We start from the raw sequence: 17,441 nt of genomic DNA, 5'->3' as shown, positions 1-17,441 counted from the left end.
GCAGGGCGAGCTGTGAAAGGTGCGGGTGATGGGTGATAACGGGACCAGGGTCGCGAGCCTCGGCACGTGCGCGGTGGCGTTGTGCCTTGCCGTTTCGGCACTGGTCGGGCCCGCGCCGCCGGTCGCCGCGCAACCCAAGCCGCAGCAGCCTGCGGTGCCCGCGCAGACACCGGCCCAGGGAAAGCCTCCGCAACCCCCGGCTCCTGGCCAGGCTCCAGCGCAAGCCAAGCCGCCGGCCCAGGCCGGACTGCCCAACGCCAAGGACCTCCCGAGCTCCTTCGACGTCTGCACGGGACTGACCGGCGCCAAGGCAGCGAAAAAGGTCGAGGCCTGCAACGAGGCCATCGCCCAGGGCGGCCTCAGCATGCCCGAGCTCGCCGTTGCGTACCTTCAACGCGGTCTGTCCGAGAGCGGGCCGAGCAGCGACACCCGCTCCAAGGCCGACTACCGCCAGTCGATCCGCATCCTGAGCGATCTGATCCTGGCGCAGCCGCTCAATCCCTACCTCTACATCCAGCGCGGCGTGGTCCACCAGCAGATCGGCGAGGCCGACCGCGCGATCGTCGATTTCAGCGACGCCATCCGCCTGGCACCCAAGGAGACGGCGCCGCTGATCCATCGCGGCATCATCCTGTACATCCGCAAGGACAACAGCGACGGCGCCATCGCCGACCTGACGGCCGCGCTGGCGCTCAAGAACTGCGAGGTCTCAGCCTGGATCAACCGCGGTATCGCCTACAAGCGCAAGGCCGATCTTGACCAGGCGATCAAGGATTTCACCGACGGCATCAAGTGCCTGCCGCCCAACGTCCAGCCGGTCAACACCAAGGAGTTGCCCGACAACGTCACCAAGGTGCTGCTGAAGCAGCGTGACAAGGACAATCACTGGGCGCTGCTCGCCGCCTTCGCCTACTACCAGCGCGGCCTCGTCCTCTACGACAAGCAGCTCTACGACAAGTCGATCGCCGACTTCACCCAGGCGATCTACTACAACCCCGACGATGCGGCTCCCTTCGTCGGGCGAGGCGCTGCGTACATGTACAAGAACGAGACCCACAAGGCGATCGCCGACTTCACCGAAGGGTTGCGGCTCGCGCCCAAGCAGGCCTTCGCCCACATTCAGCGCGGGATCGCCTACCAGCTGACCGGCGATCCGGACGCCGCCCTGGCCGACTACACGGCGGCGATCGAGATCACGCCCAAGGATCCGCTGCCCTACGTCAATCGCGGCATCGTGCTCTACGCCAAGAAGGGCAAGTTCGACGCCGCGATCGCCGACTTTGACGAAGCGCTGAAGCTCAATCCCGAAGAGATCAACGCCCTCATCAACCGCGGTATCACGTACCGCCAGAAGAACGAGCCGGATCGCGCCATCACCGATTTCCGGCGCGCGATCTCGCTCGGACTGCGCACGGCCAACCTGCTCGCGGTGCTGCCCAAGAACCGCGACCGCAAGGCGGCGGCGCTGGCCGAGCAGGTCGCCCATGCCTACTACCAGCGCGGCATGGCCCTGATCGACAAGCAGGACTACGACGGCGCGCTTGAGGATTTCAACCGAGCGCTCGAGATCACGCCCGATGAGGCGCGACCCTACCTGGGGCGCGGTGCAGCCTACCTCAGGCAGGGCAAGGCCAAGGAGGCGCTCGCCAACTTCGACAAGGCGATCGAGCTGGCGCCCGGGCGGGCCAATGTCTATTTCGAGCGTGGCTCGGCCTTCCATCGCGTCGAGGACTACAAGCGCGCGATCGCCGATTACACCGAGTCGATCCGGCTCGATCCCAAGGAGCCGCTGGCCTACATCAACCGCGGCATGGCGGAGATCTTCGTCAACAAGATCGACGATGCGATCGATGATTTCGATTCGGCGCTGCGCATCAGTCCCGACGACGTCAACGCGCTGATCCAGCGTGGCTTCGCCTACGGCCTGAAGAAGGATTTCGGCGACGCCTTCGCCGACAATACCAAGGCGCTGGAGCTGGCGCCGGACAATCCGACGGCGGTCTTCTACCGCGCCCAGATCCAGGCGCTGCGCGGCAACACCGAACAGGCGCTCGAGGACTATAACACCGCCCAGCGCCTGCAGCCCGCCAATCCGCGCACCTACGCGGCGCGCGCGATGATCTATCTCGAGCTCGGCGACTACGACAGCGCGATCGACGATCTCGACCAGGCGATCAGGCTCAGGCCCAAGGACGCGACGCAGTACCTCAATCGCGGCATCGCCTATTTCGGCAAGGGCGACTGGGCGAATGCCATCACCAACTACGGCGAGGCGTTGAAGGCCGATCCGAAGATGTTCCAGGCGCTCAACAACCGCTGCATGACCAAGGCCGTCCTGGGCAAGGATCTGGACGGCGCGGCAGCCGATTGCGATGCGGCGCAGGCGCTGAGCCCGCGTGATCCGTTCACCATCCTCAATCGCGGCCTGATCGAGCTCAAGCGCGGGGAGTTCGCGCGGGCGATCGCCCAGTACGACGCCGCGCTCGCCATCGACGGGCGCCGGGCGCGCGCCTACTACGGCCGCGGCATGGCCAAGCTCAAGATGGGCGACAAGTCGGGCGGCGACGCCGACATCGCCATGGCCAAGGCGATGCTGCCGAACGTCGCCGAAGAATTCGCGAATTACGGCGTCCGCTGACGCCTGACTTGGAGGAGAGGGGCATGCGGCACTTGGCGGCTGTTCTGGCAGCGATCGGCCTTGCGGTGGCCGCGCTGCCGCAGGAAGCGGCGGCAGGTGCCGTGCTCGATTCGATCAAGGTGCGCGGCGAGCTGAATTGCGGCGTGCGCGGCGACACGCACGGATTTGCCCGCAAGGACGACAAAGGCCGGTTCTTCGGCTTCGAGGTCGACATCTGCCGGGCCGTGGCGGCGGCGATCCTGGGCAACGCCGACAAGGTCAGGTTCTTTCCGCTGGACGCACCGCGGCGTTTTCCGGCGCTGCAGAACGGCCAGGTCGACCTGCTGGTGTCGGGGACGACCTATACGATGGGGCGGGCGCTTACTGCCGGGCTCGATTTCGTCGCCGTCTACTACTACGACAGCCAGGCCTTCCTGGTGCCGCGCAAGCTCGGCAAGAAGAGCGCCAAGGACCTGAGCGGCAACACCGTCTGCGTGCAATCCGCCACGACCACGGCGGAGAATGCCGAGGAGTACTTCCGGAACAACAAGATGACCTACAGCCCGGTGAGCTTCGACAAGCTCGAGGACATGCGCACGGCGTTCTTCGCCGGCCGGTGCGACGCCCTGACGGCCGACCGCTCGGCGGTCTATGCCGCGCGCGCGTCGCATGCCAGCAACCCGAACGATTTCCTCGTCTTGCCGGAAAGCCCGTCGCGTGAACCGCTCGGCCTGATCATCAAGCAGGGCGATACCGCCTTCCGGGAAATCGTCCGCTGGTCGCTCTACGCCATGGTCGAGGCCGAGGAGCTCGGCGTCCGCTCGACCAACGTCGACGGCATGCTGAGCAGCGAGAGCTCCAGGATCAAGCGCCTGCTGGGCGCGACGCCCGGCATGGGCAAGTCGCTCAATGTCGACGACAAGTGGGCCTACAACGTCATCAAGCAGGTCGGCAACTACGGCGAGGTCTATGATCGCAATGTCGGCAGCGGCTCCAACCTCCGGATCCCGCGCAGCCTGAACGCCCTCGCCACCCAGGGCGGCATGCAGTACGCCCCGCCGATGCGGTAGCCCGCTTTCCTCCCCAGCTTCGCCGGGGAGATGCATGATTCACTTCACCCCTTCCAGGTGAACGGAAACAGTTGCTGGCGGACGAAGCCCGGCGGCATGTAATCGCCAAGCACGCCGTACTTGCCGGGAAAGCGGCGGTCCGACTTCACGGCTGTGCCGAAGATGTAGTCGATGAAGGCGAAGTGGGCGGCGTAGTTGCGATCGATCGCCTCGCGCTCCGAGCTGTGATGCCAATGGTGGAAATCGGGCGTCACGATCAGCCATTTGAGGGGCGCCCGGGCGAATGCCTCGGGCAGCCGGACGTTGGCATGGTTGAAGACGGCCTGGAAGCCCACGATCACGATGTAGACGTTCATCGCGGCCTCGGTGAAGCCAAGCACGTAGAGCACCCCCAGGATCGACACGCGCGTTGCCAGCAGCTCGAACAGGTGCAGGCGCGAGCCGGCCATCCAGTCCATGTACTCGGCGCTGTGGTGGACGGCGTGGAAGCGCCAGAGGAACGGAATCTCGTGGTAGGCGCGGTGCGTCCAGTACTGCACCAGGTCAGCGACCAGCAGCACCAGCAACAGCTCGGCGAAAAAAGGGAGCCCGCCGATCCATTTCTGCAGGGGCGGCCAGACCAGCCAGCCGAACAGGCGATGGATGGCGAAGTTCACGATGATCAGCGCCAAGCCGACCATCAGGTGGTTGACGATGAAATGCGTGAAGTCGGTCTGCCAGCCCGGCCGGAATACCGGCTGGTCGCGATGCAGCGGGAACATCTTCTCGATCAGGATGAACACCAGGCTGGACCCCAGAAGGTCGAGCAGGAACCAGTCGAGACCGATGTATGGCGTGTTGCCGGGGAAGTCGCCGACCTGCACGCGATGACCGCCCAGCGCGGCGGCGAGCAGGACCAGCGCCAGCGCCATGCCGTTCAGCCAGCGATTGCGCAGCCGGATCAGGTTAGCCAGCGCAAGGCCGCCCGCGATCACCATGCCGACCAGCAGCACCTCGCGCAGCAACTCGACGTCGTACTGTTTCCGCAGGTCCGGTGTGGTGAGATATTGTGGGAAGTGGAAGGCCAGAACCGACAGCACGGCCATGCCGCCCAGCGCAAAGGCGATCACTCCGGTGATCTTGCCCTTGCCGACGTCCATCGCGCCGCTCTGGGCGAATACGGCGGTGGTCTTCCGGGCGAGCTTTGGCGTCTTCATGAAAGACAATGTTACCACAGTCCGCGTCGCCATCTTGCCATGCGATCTGCCGGTCCTGGCTCCGTGCACACGGCAACCCGATCGATGCTGGAGTGTTGACTTGGCATCGGCGGAGCGAAGGTCAGGCGAGGGACCGCGTGCTTGCCTGGGGCGCCACGAGCATTTCCAGCCTCGCCAAGGATCCTGACGGCATCTGGCGCGGTACTGCCGAGTGGAACGGCAAGCCCGGTCAGGTCGCCGTCGACTACAAGGGCAACGTGGTCTTCAAGGCGGGATTCTGATCACTCATGCCGACAAGAGCAGGCCATGCAGGCAATTGCCCGTGTCGATGACACCTACGATCAGGCCCGCCGCGCGGTGGAAGCGATGGAGGCCGCCGGATTCTCCGGCACGCAGATCAGCCTGGTCGCCAACAAGAATGCCAATCCATCGACGAGCGCCTCGAAATCAAGCAACTGGAACCGGGTAGAAGCACCAGCTAATGCTTTAAAGAGCTGACAATCGCAACTTATTGATATCTCGGCAGTTTTTGGTTCGATATCAGAGGTACAGGCTTGTCCGCAAAGAAATCTGCGGAAAACCGGCGAAAGAAGCCAAAAACCGCTTGAGTTAATAAGTCACTGTACTAGAGTTTGCGGGCGGTCATTCCGGGGCCGCAGGGCATCAGGCCCTTCTTCTCCCCTCAACTCCAGGCGGGTCGCCAGTTTAGACCCGCCTTTTTCTTTGTACAGCTGATGTGCGCAAAGCTTCGTCACCAGGATGCGCGCGGTCCGTTTCGACCCTGCCCGGTAGGCCGAGCGCGGGTCGTCATAGAGGCTGCACAGCAGCCCGATGCGGGGTCGGCCGGCATCCGATCGGGATGGGCCGATCGACGCGCGGAGGGGGGGGCGTACTCGATGCGGAGCTGGATGGGGCTGGCACCCCCCGGCGGATCACAGGTTGATCACTGGCAAACCTGCACTGTTCATCGCACCTTCCCGTCACCCACAGCACGGGGCACACACCCCAAATTGCCCCGTACCAGAAGGGCCGCCGCACCCACGGCGGCCCTTCCTCCTTACTGCGGCAGATATTCGCTGCCGGCAACGTTCCTCGCGCGACAGTGTCCTGGCTCGTTACCGAGCGCCGACTTTGCCACAACCGGCGCGGCATCCAGTCCAGGCCCGCAGGCAGCAGGCCCGCCAAGGGTACAGCGGCCGTTGGATCAGGAACGCATCGACCTTTCGTCCAGGACCCATGGGCCTCACGCGATCGCCCTACGTTGACAGGACCCGCGCGGACCTCTGACAATCGCCAGCCTCGCATGTGCGGGCGGCACAATGGTGGATGGCCATCCTGATGACATGGCTCAGGCTGATGCGGCCCGCGTTGTTGAAGTTCGCCATCCTCCTCGGCGCGTCCACCCCCGTCGCCGGGCAAAACTTCTCCGCCGACGACACCACAGCCTATTGTCGCCAGCTCGCCGATCTCTATCGCCGTTTCGTGCTGCCTCCTGCGGGATGGGGCGCCGACCTTGACGCAACGTACGCACTCGAAGCCTGTCGGAAGGGCAACCCCGAGGGTATCCCGGTTTTGGAGAAAAAGCTGCGCGAGAACCGGGTCTCGATACCGGGCAGGGAGTTCAAGCCATAGACGACGCCTCGGTGGCTCGCTGCCGGCTATCCGAAAGCCGCCGCGCTGCTAAGGTCGCGCCATGTCGTCGCGCTATCTGTTGGGTGCGCTTTGCGCTGTCGTCACCATCACGATCTGGGCAGGCTGGCTCGTCGTCATGCGCGTGGGCATGGCAAATCATCTCGCCGTCGTCGACCTGATTGCGTTGCGTTTCGCCGTCGCCGGTATCGTCATGGTGCCGGTGATCGTGCGCCGGGGCTGGGCGCTCGACCAGCTTGGGCCTACGGGCTTTGCCGCCATCGCGATCGGCGGCGGCGCGGCCTACACGCTTGCCGTTGGCGCCGGCTTGTCCTTCGCGCCGGTGTTGCATGCCAGCGCCTTCACCCAGGGCGTGCTGCCGCTGACGACCGCGATCATGGCGGTGATCGTGCTGAAGGAAAGGCTCACCGCGTGGCGCAGGATCGGCATCGTGTTGATCATCGCCGGCGCCGTGATGATCGCCGGCCTCGGCCCCGGCGATTTCGGCGGACGCGAGAGCATCGGCCAGGCGATCTTCCTGTCGGCCACCTTCCTGTGGGCGGCCTATACCGTCGCTTTGCGGAAGGCACGGCTCGACGGCCTGCATGCCACGGCGATTGCCTGCGTCGCCTCGCTCATCGTCTACATCCCGATCTATCTCGCCCTGTTCGGCCCGCGCATTCTCGCAGCACCCTGGCACGAGCTCGGATGGCAGGGCCTCTATCAAGGTGTGCTGACGGGAGTCGTCTCTCTCGTCCTGTTCGGCCGTGCCGTTGCGTTGCTCGGCGCATCGGCCGCAGGCGCCTTCATCGCGCTCGGCCCGGTCATTGCCACACTGCTCGCCATCCCGATCCTGCACGAATGGCCGGCCGCCGAGGAATGGATCGGGATCGTCGTTATCAGCGTCGGCGTCTACTTGGCCAGCGGAGGCCCATTGCCGCGCCGGTCGTGAAGAATTCCGGCAGTGGCACGCGTCTCTGTCCGCTCGGCCATCCGCCAGGCGGCCGCTCATGGTTGACGAGCCGGCGCTCGGGAACCGTATTCTGGGAACGAGCCAATTGGGAGACGAAGGGAAGAGCGTCCATGCAGGCCAACAAGCGTTCGCGCCGTACACTCGTTGCGGCAGCCATCTCCGGCATTGCCGCCATGGCGATGGCTGCTGCGGCAGGAGCGCAGGACTTTCCGGCCAAACCGATCACCATTGTCGTTCCGTTCGGCCCCGGCACGGCCAACGACATCATCGCCCGCCAGCTTGCACAGGACATGACCGGCACGCTCGGCCAGAGCGTCATCGTCGAAAATCGCGCCGGCGCCACCGGCAACATCGCCACCGACTTCGTCGCCAAATCGCGGCCTGACGGCTATATGCTGCTGATTGCTTCCACCAGCCTGCTACTCAACCAGGTCACGGGCAATGCGACCTCCGACCTGACCAAGGATTTCGCGCCGGTCGCGTTCAGCGGCGGCACATTCTATTCGACCTTCGTGCCGAACGAGCTTCCCGCCAAGACGGTGGCCGAACTCGTCGAGCTCGCCCGCCAGCAGCCCGGCAAGCTCAACTACGCAGGCTATGTCGGCGGCCTGCCGCAATTTCTGGGCGAGATGCTCAACCGCGCGGCCAAGATCAATACGGTCATGGTGCCGTACAAGAGCACGACCGATGCACAGGTCGATCTGATGGCCAATCGCATCCAGATCTGGTTCACCCCCATCGCGTCGGGCATCCCGGTCCAGAGCGCCAAGCAGGCCCGCATGATCGCCGTCACCGGCGACGCGAGAGCCCGCGTGCTTCCCGATATCCCCACCTTCAAGGAGGCGGGCTACCCGGACCTCACCGTCGACGTCGCCTACTTCCTGCTGGCGGCCAAGGGCACCCCACAGCCGGTCGTCGACAAGCTCGCCGGCGCGATCAACAAGGCGCTGCAGAATCCGAAGATCAATGAAACGCTCCTTGCCCAGGGCGTCGAGGAGAAGCGGGGCAGTCCCGGCGAGGTGGCGGCTTACCTTGCCGGGGAAGTCCGCCGTTGGAGCGACATCGTCAAGCTTTCGGCCTCGACTGCTGGGGCAAAATAGCCGGCAAGCAGACGGAGAGGTGCCGACTCGAGCCGGGGCAGGCGGGAGTCCTGGCGCCGCATCGGCTTGCCCATCGGGTACGGGCGGCCGCCTGGAGCATCTAAGTGCCGTGAAGTTCGAGGCCGCAAGCCACCTTTGCGCCCGTGGTGCGTTTCCCCGGAGGTGACCACGGAGGGCTGAACATGGCAGCACGCAAGACAGCGGAAAAGCGCAAGCCGGCAGCAAAGCGGGAGCTGATCGACACTGGCACGAACAAGCTCTACGTGCGGCGCAACGAGCGCGGGACGTCCTTCAAGGAAGTGGTCGACGTCAGCCGGTCACTTGCTTCCGATCGGCGCCGCAAGGCCAGGACGGTGGCCAAGCCCGGGCAAGGCGACCGCGGTGACCGGAGGAAGCGTTGAAGCGCCGGGACGATCGAGAGCAGGAGCGGCTCGAGCCCGGGACTGCGCCGCTGACTAGGCCGCGACTGCCCAGGCTTCGAAAGCGAAACGCTGCGGCGCTGCCCGGTAGCCAAAATGCCGATCTGCGGGGAGCAAGGCGCGATCGGAAGCCGCGGGGCTCCAGCACCTGACAGGAGCCGCGCCGGCTGGTGGAAATGGAGCGCGACGACGTGCGCAACTTGGAATCGGGACGGCCGTTTACCGTGTGCCCAATCATGGAGAGGAGCTATGGCGCAAACGACGAAAAGCATAGGCGAGCAGATGGGTGACTTGGCGCATGCGGTAGGCGACGCCGCGGGAAAGAAAGCTGAACAGGCAGCCGACCAGTCGCTGAAGATGGGTGCGGATCTGGCTTCCGGCCTGGGTCGGAAAGCTGGTGCACTGGCTGATCTCATCGACGACAATTCGCCATCGCTGGCCCGGCAGGTTCGGGACACGGCGGACAAGGTCAGCGAATTCGCCGACGAGCTGAATGAAAAGAAAGTCTCCGATCTGGTGCAGTCAGCGATGGATTTCGGTCGCGCGCACCCCTTCATGATGATGGCTGGTGCGGCATTGCTGGGTTACGCGCTTGCGCGGTTCGTGGGGTCCGGCAGCAGCAGCGCTTCGGCGGCTGATACCGGGTCGGATTCCTAGCGGCCCCGTCGGGCTCGGGGCTTGAAAGATCGAAGGGCCGACGCGAGCGACCGAAGCGGCGGCCTTCCGTCGTCAACCTCGACTTGACCGGCGCTACGGGAATGCCTGGCTGCTCGACCCATAAGGGGCGACGCGGCCGGCCGCGGAGGAGAGGATGGGTCGGCGCCAGCGTTCAGCTGGTGTTGCGATCTCGGCCTCACCAATCCGTGGACGCGCTGCACGAGCAGTTTAGATTCACATGTGGCGGATGGGGTGGGATTCGAACCCACGGTGAGCGTGAACCCACGCCGGTTTTCAAGACCGGTGCCTTAAACCACTCGGCCACCCATCCAAACGCCTCAGAAGTCGAGCGATTCTGCGCCTTTTAACGAAGGTCACGCCGGAACGAAAGTTGAATTGGCCACGAACTGATCGCGTTGCGCTTGGCGACGGCGGCGACTGCCGACTCAAAACCTGGCCGCTTCTCAGTGCCTTCGACGGCCGTCCGCCGGGTCTAGTCGGCTTGCACCCTGGGTGGCGGGTGGCGCAGGCAGTGGCATCATCGTCTTCATGCCGCCGCCGGATGTCCGCGGGAGAAGTCGTTGAGGCCGCAGCGGTCTACTCCGCGTGCGAGCAGCAACGGCCGGGTGTTGTGGGCGTAGCCCGGCTCGTCACGGCGCTCCGCGCCGTCGTGGTCGAAATGGCTGGTCGACGGCATGAAGCGCAGCGCATAGCCGGCGCGCGGGATCGCGCCGCGGTTATGGGCGGCGCCGTGAATCGTGTAGACGTCGAACATCACCATCTGCCCGGGCTCGAGCTCGACATCGACCGCCGCGGCCTCGTCGAATTCCTCGGCGGCGAGGCTGCGACGGACGATCATGTCCTTGCGATCCTGGAACACGTGCTCGCCGATCCGCCGCGCCGCGTGCGAGCCCGGGATGACGCGCAGGCAGCCGTTGCTGCGATTGCTTTCGGTCGCGGCGATCCACACGCTGGTCGTCTCCAGCGGCTTGATCGGCCAGACCTGGCCATCGCGATGCCAGCCGGTCTCGGGGCCGGCGAGGGCGCGCTTGTAGAACAGCGTCGTGCCCCACAGGATGATGTCGTGCCCCACCACCTGCTCGACCATGTCGAGGATGTCGGGGTGCAGGGCGATGCGCCGCCAGTACTCCGGCGACCGCACCTTCACTCCCTGCACGCCGCTCCCCGGAACGTGCGGCGCCACGATCGACTGGTCGAGCAGGCTGGGGTTGTCCTCCACCAGATGCGACACCGCCTGCTGCAGCGCGGCCAGGTCGTCGCCGGCGAGGCGCAGACGCGGCACGATGTAGCCGTCGCGACGGTAGGCGGTGATCTCCTCCTGATCGAGGACCCCGTGCAGGCTTCGGGACATGCGTTCCTCCATCATTGCATCGGCCGATCGCCCTTCACCGACGTGCGGTGCAGGTAGCGATCGCCGACCGCCTTGTAGTCGGGGATGGCGTAGTGCGCTGTGCAGCGATTGTCCCAGATCACCAGGTCGTTGGGACGCCAGATGTGGCGATAAACCAGCTCGGGCGCGGTCGAGTGCTGGAACAGGAAGCCGAGCAGGGCATCACTCTCGGTTCGACTCATGCCGACGATCTGCGCGGTGTAACCGCGATTGACGAACAGCGCCTTGCGTCCACTGTCGGGATGCGTGATCACCAGCGGATGAGTCGCGCTCTTGGAAGCGATCACCTCGTCCTTGCCGGCGAACTCGCGGCCGTAACTGGTATCGCCGGCGTTCGCCATCGCATGCACCGCCTGCAAGCCATCGAGCAGGCGCTGCATGGTCGGCGAGAGCGTCTCCCAGGCGTGGTAGAGGTCGGCGAACATGGTGTTGCCGCCGACCCGCGGGATCTCGATGGCGTAGAGGATGGAGGCCTTCGAGGGCCAGGCCTGCCAGGTCCCGTCGGAGTGCCAATAGGTACCGGCGTCCTCGCGGCCCAGCGGCTCACCGTCCTTCTTCTTGTTGGAGACTCGGAAAATCTCGGGGTGGCCGGGCAGGGCGTACTTGGCGATCACCGGGTTCTCGTCCGCCGAGGCGAGCTCGCCGAACCGCCGGCTGAAGGCGATCTGCTGTGCCGGCGTCAGCACCTGGTCGCGCACGATCAGCAGCCCGTCGGCGTCGACCCAGGCCTGGTGCAGCTCGCGGAAGAGATTGTCGCCGACCGGCTGGCCGAGATCGGCGCCGAGCACTTCGGCGCCGATGTGCGGCGAGACGGTCTGGATGGCGAGGCTCATCGTCGCGCCGCTACTCGATCTTGATGCCGACGGTGCGGATCAAGTCGCCCCAGCGATTGTATTCGGTGGTGACGAACTCCTTGAACTCGGCGGCGCTGCTGCCGACCGGCTCGGAGCCCTGCTCGTAGATGCGCTGCCGGAAGGCCTTGTCGGCAAACGCCTTCTGCAACGTCTCGCTCAATCGATTGACGAGTGCGGGCGGCGTTGCGGCAGGCGCCAGCAGGCCGAACCAGCCGGTGACCTCGTAGCCCGCCAGCGCGCCGCCCTGCTCGGCGATCGTCGGCACGTCGGGCAGGGCAGGCCAGCGCACCGCGCCCGTGGTGGCGATCGGGATCAGCTTGCCGGCTTGGATGTAGGGCATCGACGTCAGCACCTCGTCGAAGCCGATCTTGATGTGGCCGCTCAGCAGATCGGCCATCATCGGCGCGCTGCCCTTGTAGGCGACAGGCGGCATGTCGATGCCGGCCTTGGCGCGGAACACCTCGCCGGACAGCTGCTTCGAGCCGCTGCTGTGGCCATAGAGCAGGCCGGGCTTTGCTTTCACATAGGCGAACAGCTCCGGCAACGAGCGCACCGGGAGGTCGGGATGGACCAGCAGCAGGTTGGAGATCTTCACCGACAGCGAGATCGGCGCGAAGTCCTTGAGCGCGTCGTAGCCCACCTGGCTGAACAGGTGCGGATTGACGGTGAGGGCGCCGGAATTGCTCATCAGCAACGTGTAGCCGTCGGCCGGTGCCCGCGCCGCGAAGGCCGTACCGACATTGCCGCCGGCCCCCGCCTTGTTCTCGACGATGAAGCTTTGGCCGAGCGCGGCAGTGAGCTGCGCCGCGACGGTGCGGCCATTGAGGTCGGCGCTGCCGCCGGCCGGGAAGGGCACGACGATGGTCACCGGCCGCGACGGATAAGCATCCGTTCCTTGGGCAGACGCAACGGCAGCGTAGAGCCCGCCGACAGCGGGAAGGGCGCCGACAAGCGCCCGGCGATGCAGCTTCATTGTTCCTCCCTGACGGGCGCCCGCGGATATTTCCTGTTCTTCCGGCACCAGCCTCTTCCTGCCGCATAGTCGATGCGCGCCGGACCGCACGTCCACACTCACCTGCGCATCGCGCTCATGCAACAGGGACCGGCATTTATGGCTGGGACCGCGCCACTTCAAAGGCCCCTGGCACCCTGACCCGCCGAACGCAACGCCCAGGCGCCAATCATCGCCCGTGGCCCCGTCGTGGAGCTGCCATAGATCTTGCAAGGTTTAGAGCTAGTTGGGTATCTTTCCTAATCTTGGACGCAAACGCTGGCGAGCCGCCCCATGAACACTCGACGATCCGTGACGATCACTCGACGAGGGCTGTGGGCGGCGACGCTGTTGCCATGGCCCGCGCTCGCTCAGCCGAACGACGCCCGCTTCTCCGCCTTCCTGCAGGGCCTGCGCGCGGAGGCGCTGAAAGCCGGGGTCGACGCAGGGACGCTCGACCAGGCGCTCGGTTCGGCCCGGGAGCTGCCCGTGGTCATGGAACAAGCGCGTAATCAGCCCGAGTTCAAGATGACGTTCGAGCGCTATCTTGAGATCGTCGTTTCCAACGAGCGTGTACAGCGGGGCAGGGTACTGCTGCGCGAGAACCGCGCGCTGATCGATCGCTTCGCCGGCCCGGCCGGCATCCCGGCGCCGACCGTCACCGCCCTGTGGGGGATCGAAAGCAACTACGGGACGCGGCTCGGCGAATTCGAGGTGGTTTCGGCCCTGGCCACGCTGGTGTTCAACAATTTCCGCGCCCAGTTCTTCCGCACCCAGCTGATCGCCGCCCTCAAGATCGTGAGCCAAGGCCATATCGGCCTGCACGCCATGAAGGGCTCATGGGCCGGCGCGATGGGTCAGTGCCAGTTCATCCCGACCAGCTTCCAGGCATACGCCGCCGATGGTGACGGCGACGGCCGCATGGATATCTGGGGCAACAAGGCCGACGTGTTCGCCTCGATCGTCAACTACCTGCGCCGGGTCGGCTGGCGCCCGGGGCTGAGCTGGGGCCAGGAGGTGCCGGCCGGCACGGCCGTGGGCAAGGACATGCGCATCGTGCGACCGGGCGGCCCGAACGGACCGGCCTTCGCCACGAGCGAGAACTTCCGCGTCATCCTGCGCTGGAACCAGTCCGATTTCTTCGGCCTCGCTGTCGGGCTCCTGTCCGACAAGATCGCTGCCGCGTGATTGCGCCGTTCGTTCTCCTCGCCAGCTTCGCGGGGGAGGTGCTCCGTCAGACCGGGCAGAGGGGTCATCGGATCATGACCCATGATCCCTCCGCCGCCGTCAAGCGGCGACACCTGCCCAGAGAAGCTGGGGAGGAGAATGAGAGAACGTCCAGAGGCGAATGGCCTGCCAGCGCATCCCAAGATGATGTATCATGCTGCGCGCATGCCTCTAGCCCTAGCTAGATACTCGCCTGTGTCCCGGTTTCCTGTCCGTCTCGGACTGGCCGCCTTGCTGATGGTTTCCCTTGGTGCCTGCGGCTCGTCGAGCAAGGGCGGAGGGGCCTCGGCCGCGGCGCCGCAGCGCGGCACCTACAAGATCGGCAATCCCTATACGGTCGAGGGCGTGGTCTATACACCGAAGGAAGAGTTCAACCGCGTCGAAACCGGGGTCGCCTCGTGGTATGGGCCGGGCTTCCACGGCAAATCGACCGCCAACGGCGAGCGCTACGACCAGAGTGACCGAACGGCGGCCCACCGGACCTTGCAGATGCCTTCGATCGTCCGCGTCACCAATCTCGAGAACGGCCAGTCGACGGTCGTGCGCATCAACGATCGCGGCCCGTTCGCGCGCAGCCGGGTCATCGACCTGTCGCGCACGGCCGCCGAGGAGCTTGACGTCGTCGGCAAGGGCACGGCGCGGGTGCGCATCGAGCAGCTCCAGGCCGAGAGCCTCGCGGTGAAGGAAGTCGCCCTGAGCGGCGGCGGCCCGGCCGAGCAGCATGCCGCAGTGGCCCAGCTCTCTTCCGGCCGGCGGACGCCGGCGGCGGCGTCCCGCGCAGTCGAGGTCGCCGCGCCGCCTCCACCGCCACCGCCGGCACCACCAGCCCAGCCGCAGCCCCAGCCCCAGCCTCAGCAGCCGCCCATGATGGTGTGGAACGGCGCACCGCAGCAGGTCGTGGTAGAGACCAATAACGGGGCGCCGGCGAGCAGCGTGACGGTGGCATCGCTGGTCAGCCCGGCCGCGTCGGCGCCGAACGCCGGCGCCTTCTATGTCCAGACCGGCGCTTTCTCGACGGCGGAGAATGCCGAGCGCCAGCGCGACGCCGTGCGCAGCTACGGCGCGACGGAAGTTTTCCGGGGCTCGGCCGGCGGGCGCGACGTCTTTCGCGTCCGTCTCGGGCCCTACACAACATCGGATGCCGCCGGCATAGTCGCCGACCGGTTGAAGCGTTCAGGTTATGGTGATGCTCGTGTCGTGGCTAACTGATCGACTGCGCCTCCTTGCGGGGCTGATTGCGGTTGCGGCGCTGGCCGCACCGTCGCTCGACGTTTGGGCGCAGCAGGGCGACGCGCCGAAGAAACCGGCCCAGCAGGCGCAGCAGCAGCAGAAACCGCCGGCCAAGCCGCGCCCGGCGCCGACCAAGCCAGGCCAGTCGATCGCCAGCAAGACCGAGGCGCTGCCGCCGTCGCAGATCGGCATCGGCACGCTCGCCAAGCAGGCCTTCATGGTCGATCCGCAGACCTCGACGGTGCTGCTGTTCAAGGATGCCGACAAGCCGATGCATCCGTCGTCGATGGCCAAGATGATGACGATCTACATCGTCTTCGAGGAGCTCGCGGCGGGCCGGCTGAAGCTCGACACGAAGTTCCGTGTCAGCGAGCGGGCGCGCAACATGGGCGGCTCGCGCATGTTCGTCGAGCTGGGCAGCGAGGTCTCGGTCGAGGACCTGATCAAGGGCATGATCGTGCTGTCGGGCAACGACGCCTGCGTGGTCGTCGCCGAAGGCCTATCGGGCACGGAGGAAAGCTTCGCCGAGCGCATGACCAAGAAGGCGAAGGAGCTCGGCATGACCGGCTCGGTGTTCAAGAACTCGTCAGGCTGGCCGGCCGAAGGTCAGTGGACGACGGCACGCGACCTCGCCGTTCTGGCGTGGCGGACGATCGACGATTTCCCACAATACTATAAGTATTATTCGGAGACCAACTGGATCTACAACAACATCAAGCAGGACAACCGCAACCGGCTGCTCAGGACGACCGCCGGCACCGACGGGCTGAAGACCGGCCACACCGAGGAAGGCGGCTACGGCCAGGCGACGTCGGCGATCCGCGACGGGCGGCGGCTGATCCTGGTGGTGAACGGCATGACCTCGATGGCCGAGCGCGCGCAGGAGACGTCGCGGGTCATGGAATGGGGCTTCCGCGAGTTCACCAACACCACGGTGTTCCGCGCCGGCGACACGGTGGCCGAGGCGCCGGTGTGGCTCGGCACCCAGGACAAGGTGCCGCTGGTCGTGCCGCGCATGGTGCAGGTCACGGCGCCGACCGGGCAGGCGGTATCGCCGCGCGTGATCGCCAAGTATGACGGGCCGCTGCCGGCGCCGATCGCCAAGGGCACCAAGCTCGGCGTCGCCGCGGTCACCCTGCCGGATGGCCGCGTCATCGAGTATCCGCTCGAGGCCGGCGCCGACGTGCCGCGCAAGGGCGTGCTCGGCCGCGTGACGGCGATGATCGGTCACTACCTGTTCGGCTGGTGGTCGTGAGTGGAGCGTCGCGCGGACGCTTCATCACACTGGAAGGCGGTGAGGGCACCGGGAAATCGACACAAGCGTTGCGGCTCAAGGCTTGGCTCGAGGCGCGCGGTCTCGCGGTCGCCACGACGCGCGAGCCTGGCGGATCGCCCGGCGCCGAGATGATCCGCAAGCTGCTGGTCGAGGGCCCGGTCGAACGGTGGGACGGCATGACGGAGGCGCTTCTGCACTTCGCCGCCCGGCGCGACCATCTGCGCTCGACCGTGTGGCCGGCGCTCGCGCAGGGCACCTGGGTGATCAGCGACCGCTTCGCCGATTCGACGCTCGCCTATCAGGGGCATGGCCATGGCGTCGACCGCAGCGTCTTCGATCGACTCTACGGCATTGCGGTCGGCGATTTCCGGCCCGACCTGACGTTGATCCTCGACCTGCCGATCGAGATCGGCCTGGCGCGCGCGGCCAAGCGGCGCGGCACGGAGACACGCTACGAGAGCCTGCCGGCCGGCTTCCATGCCCGCGTCCGCTCAGGCTTCCTCGAGATCGCGCGCCAATACCCCGAGCGCTGCGCCGTGATCGACGCCAGCGGCGATGTCGATGCGACAGCAGATGCGATCACGCAAGTGACGGCCGAACGACTCGGTGTCCGATGAAGAGTTCATGCTCTTCCGGACCGCGAGCGCCCTTCGATTCTCCTCCCCAGCTCTGCTGGGGAGGTGCCCCCGTAATCGGGGGCGGAGGGGTCAGAGGCCGCAGTCCCGCTGCTCATGACCCCTCCGTCCGCGAAGACGCGGACACCTCCCCAGCAGAGCTGGGGAGGAGAATCG

At 66.1% G+C, this 17,441-nt stretch carries 17 protein-coding genes and 1 tRNA gene; 13 read left to right on the top strand and 5 right to left on the bottom strand.

Going from position 1 to position 17,441, the window contains the following annotated elements; all coding sequences use genetic code 11:
* The first annotated feature begins 28 nt into the window (after positions 1 to 28).
* Together ACILR9_RS18115 and ACILR9_RS18110 are read left to right on the top strand one after the other, a co-directional pair.
* A complete protein-coding gene (locus tag ACILR9_RS18115; RefSeq protein WP_395711352.1) occupies positions 29 to 2,638 on the top strand; it encodes a tetratricopeptide repeat protein in 2,610 nt (869 codons plus the stop codon).
* A 23-nt stretch (positions 2,639 to 2,661) separates the two neighbouring features.
* Entirely contained in the window at positions 2,662 to 3,687 is a 1,026-nt protein-coding gene (locus tag ACILR9_RS18110; RefSeq protein ID WP_395711351.1) for an amino acid ABC transporter substrate-binding protein, read from the top strand.
* Between the two features lie 44 nt (positions 3,688 to 3,731).
* Here ACILR9_RS18110 and ACILR9_RS18105 read toward each other — a convergent pair whose 3' ends face one another.
* Positions 3,732 to 4,883 (bottom strand): sterol desaturase family protein, encoded by a 1,152-nt coding sequence (locus tag ACILR9_RS18105; RefSeq protein WP_395711350.1) that lies wholly within the window; start codon positions 4,881 to 4,883, stop codon positions 3,732 to 3,734.
* Between the two features lie 137 nt (positions 4,884 to 5,020).
* Between ACILR9_RS18105 and ACILR9_RS18100 the strand changes: the two genes are divergently transcribed.
* From ACILR9_RS18100 to ACILR9_RS18070, 7 genes are all read left to right on the top strand, one after another.
* Positions 5,021 to 5,164 (top strand): hypothetical protein, encoded by a 144-nt coding sequence (locus tag ACILR9_RS18100; RefSeq protein ID WP_395711349.1) that lies wholly within the window; start codon positions 5,021 to 5,023, stop codon positions 5,162 to 5,164.
* Between the two features lie 25 nt (positions 5,165 to 5,189).
* Positions 5,190 to 5,381 carry a hypothetical protein gene (locus ACILR9_RS18095; protein WP_395711348.1) on the top strand — a complete coding sequence of 64 codons (192 nt, stop codon included), beginning with the start codon at positions 5,190 to 5,192 and terminating at the stop codon, positions 5,379 to 5,381.
* A gap of 828 nt (positions 5,382 to 6,209) precedes the next feature.
* On the top strand, positions 6,210 to 6,515 hold the full coding sequence (locus tag ACILR9_RS18090) for a hypothetical protein (RefSeq protein WP_395711347.1): 306 nt from the start codon (positions 6,210 to 6,212) through the stop codon (positions 6,513 to 6,515).
* A gap of 61 nt (positions 6,516 to 6,576) precedes the next feature.
* Positions 6,577 to 7,464, top strand: a complete 888-nt coding sequence (locus ACILR9_RS18085) for a DMT family transporter (RefSeq protein ID WP_395711346.1) — start codon at positions 6,577 to 6,579, stop codon at positions 7,462 to 7,464.
* Between the two features lie 131 nt (positions 7,465 to 7,595).
* Positions 7,596 to 8,585 carry a Bug family tripartite tricarboxylate transporter substrate binding protein gene (locus ACILR9_RS18080; RefSeq protein ID WP_395711345.1) on the top strand — a complete coding sequence of 330 codons (990 nt, stop codon included), beginning with the start codon at positions 7,596 to 7,598 and terminating at the stop codon, positions 8,583 to 8,585.
* 182 nt (positions 8,586 to 8,767) lie between these two features.
* On the top strand, positions 8,768 to 8,986 hold the full coding sequence (locus tag ACILR9_RS18075) for a hypothetical protein (protein WP_395711344.1): 219 nt from the start codon (positions 8,768 to 8,770) through the stop codon (positions 8,984 to 8,986).
* A gap of 267 nt (positions 8,987 to 9,253) precedes the next feature.
* On the top strand, positions 9,254 to 9,661 hold the full coding sequence (locus ACILR9_RS18070) for a hypothetical protein (RefSeq protein ID WP_395711343.1): 408 nt from the start codon (positions 9,254 to 9,256) through the stop codon (positions 9,659 to 9,661).
* A gap of 241 nt (positions 9,662 to 9,902) precedes the next feature.
* Here the strand turns inward: ACILR9_RS18070 and ACILR9_RS18065 are convergent.
* The 4 genes from ACILR9_RS18065 to ACILR9_RS18050 all read right to left on the bottom strand — a co-directional run bounded on the left by ACILR9_RS18065 (position 9,903) and on the right by ACILR9_RS18050 (position 12,899).
* Positions 9,903 to 9,992 (bottom strand) — tRNA-Ser (locus ACILR9_RS18065).
* Positions 9,993 to 10,208: 216 nt separating this feature from the next.
* Complete coding sequence (locus ACILR9_RS18060) at positions 10,209 to 11,033, bottom strand: phytanoyl-CoA dioxygenase family protein (protein ID WP_395711342.1); 825 nt, start codon at positions 11,031 to 11,033, stop codon at positions 10,209 to 10,211.
* Positions 11,034 to 11,044: 11 nt separating this feature from the next.
* Entirely contained in the window at positions 11,045 to 11,905 is an 861-nt protein-coding gene (locus tag ACILR9_RS18055) for a TauD/TfdA dioxygenase family protein (protein ID WP_395711341.1), read from the bottom strand.
* Positions 11,906 to 11,915: 10 nt separating this feature from the next.
* On the bottom strand, positions 11,916 to 12,899 hold the full coding sequence (locus tag ACILR9_RS18050) for a Bug family tripartite tricarboxylate transporter substrate binding protein (RefSeq protein ID WP_395711340.1): 984 nt from the start codon (positions 12,897 to 12,899) through the stop codon (positions 11,916 to 11,918).
* 312 nt (positions 12,900 to 13,211) lie between these two features.
* Here ACILR9_RS18050 and ACILR9_RS18045 point away from each other — a divergent pair, with 312 nt between their 5' ends.
* The 4 genes from ACILR9_RS18045 to tmk all read left to right on the top strand — a co-directional run bounded on the left by ACILR9_RS18045 (position 13,212) and on the right by tmk (position 17,267).
* A complete protein-coding gene (locus tag ACILR9_RS18045; RefSeq protein ID WP_395711339.1) occupies positions 13,212 to 14,105 on the top strand; it encodes a lytic transglycosylase domain-containing protein in 894 nt (297 codons plus the stop codon).
* A 234-nt stretch (positions 14,106 to 14,339) separates the two neighbouring features.
* Complete coding sequence (locus ACILR9_RS18040) at positions 14,340 to 15,353, top strand: septal ring lytic transglycosylase RlpA family protein (protein WP_395711338.1); 1,014 nt, start codon at positions 14,340 to 14,342, stop codon at positions 15,351 to 15,353.
* Positions 15,337 to 16,629: a D-alanyl-D-alanine carboxypeptidase family protein gene (locus ACILR9_RS18035; RefSeq protein WP_395711337.1), complete on the top strand. Its 1,293-nt coding sequence runs from the start codon at positions 15,337 to 15,339 to the stop codon at positions 16,627 to 16,629. Before ACILR9_RS18040 ends, ACILR9_RS18035 begins: the two co-directional genes overlap by 17 nt.
* Positions 16,626 to 17,267 (top strand): dTMP kinase, encoded by a 642-nt coding sequence (gene tmk / locus ACILR9_RS18030; RefSeq protein WP_395711336.1) that lies wholly within the window; start codon positions 16,626 to 16,628, stop codon positions 17,265 to 17,267. The genes ACILR9_RS18035 and tmk overlap by 4 nt, the downstream gene beginning before the upstream one ends.
* The last annotated feature ends 174 nt before the right edge of the window (positions 17,268 to 17,441 follow it).

Source organism: Reyranella sp., assembly GCF_044224635.1.
Lineage (GTDB): Bacteria > Pseudomonadota > Alphaproteobacteria > Reyranellales > Reyranellaceae > Reyranella.
The sequence above is the reverse complement of the archived record's forward strand: the minus strand, read 5'-3'. Positions and strand labels throughout refer to the sequence as shown.

Coding starts and splice junctions, on each gene's coding strand:
- ACILR9_RS18115 (WP_395711352.1), top strand. CDS start 29: ATGGGTGATAACGGGACCAGGGTCGCGAGCCTCGGCACGTGCGCGGTG.
- ACILR9_RS18110 (WP_395711351.1), top strand. CDS start 2,662: ATGCGGCACTTGGCGGCTGTTCTGGCAGCGATCGGCCTTGCGGTGGCC.
- ACILR9_RS18105 (WP_395711350.1), bottom strand. CDS start 4,883: ATGAAGACGCCAAAGCTCGCCCGGAAGACCACCGCCGTATTCGCCCAG.
- ACILR9_RS18095 (WP_395711348.1), top strand. CDS start 5,190: ATGCAGGCAATTGCCCGTGTCGATGACACCTACGATCAGGCCCGCCGC.
- ACILR9_RS18090 (WP_395711347.1), top strand. CDS start 6,210: ATGGCCATCCTGATGACATGGCTCAGGCTGATGCGGCCCGCGTTGTTG.
- ACILR9_RS18085 (WP_395711346.1), top strand. CDS start 6,577: ATGTCGTCGCGCTATCTGTTGGGTGCGCTTTGCGCTGTCGTCACCATC.
- ACILR9_RS18080 (WP_395711345.1), top strand. CDS start 7,596: ATGCAGGCCAACAAGCGTTCGCGCCGTACACTCGTTGCGGCAGCCATC.
- ACILR9_RS18075 (WP_395711344.1), top strand. CDS start 8,768: ATGGCAGCACGCAAGACAGCGGAAAAGCGCAAGCCGGCAGCAAAGCGG.
- ACILR9_RS18070 (WP_395711343.1), top strand. CDS start 9,254: ATGGCGCAAACGACGAAAAGCATAGGCGAGCAGATGGGTGACTTGGCG.
- ACILR9_RS18060 (WP_395711342.1), bottom strand. CDS start 11,033: ATGTCCCGAAGCCTGCACGGGGTCCTCGATCAGGAGGAGATCACCGCC.
- ACILR9_RS18055 (WP_395711341.1), bottom strand. CDS start 11,905: ATGAGCCTCGCCATCCAGACCGTCTCGCCGCACATCGGCGCCGAAGTG.
- ACILR9_RS18050 (WP_395711340.1), bottom strand. CDS start 12,899: ATGAAGCTGCATCGCCGGGCGCTTGTCGGCGCCCTTCCCGCTGTCGGC.
- ACILR9_RS18045 (WP_395711339.1), top strand. CDS start 13,212: ATGAACACTCGACGATCCGTGACGATCACTCGACGAGGGCTGTGGGCG.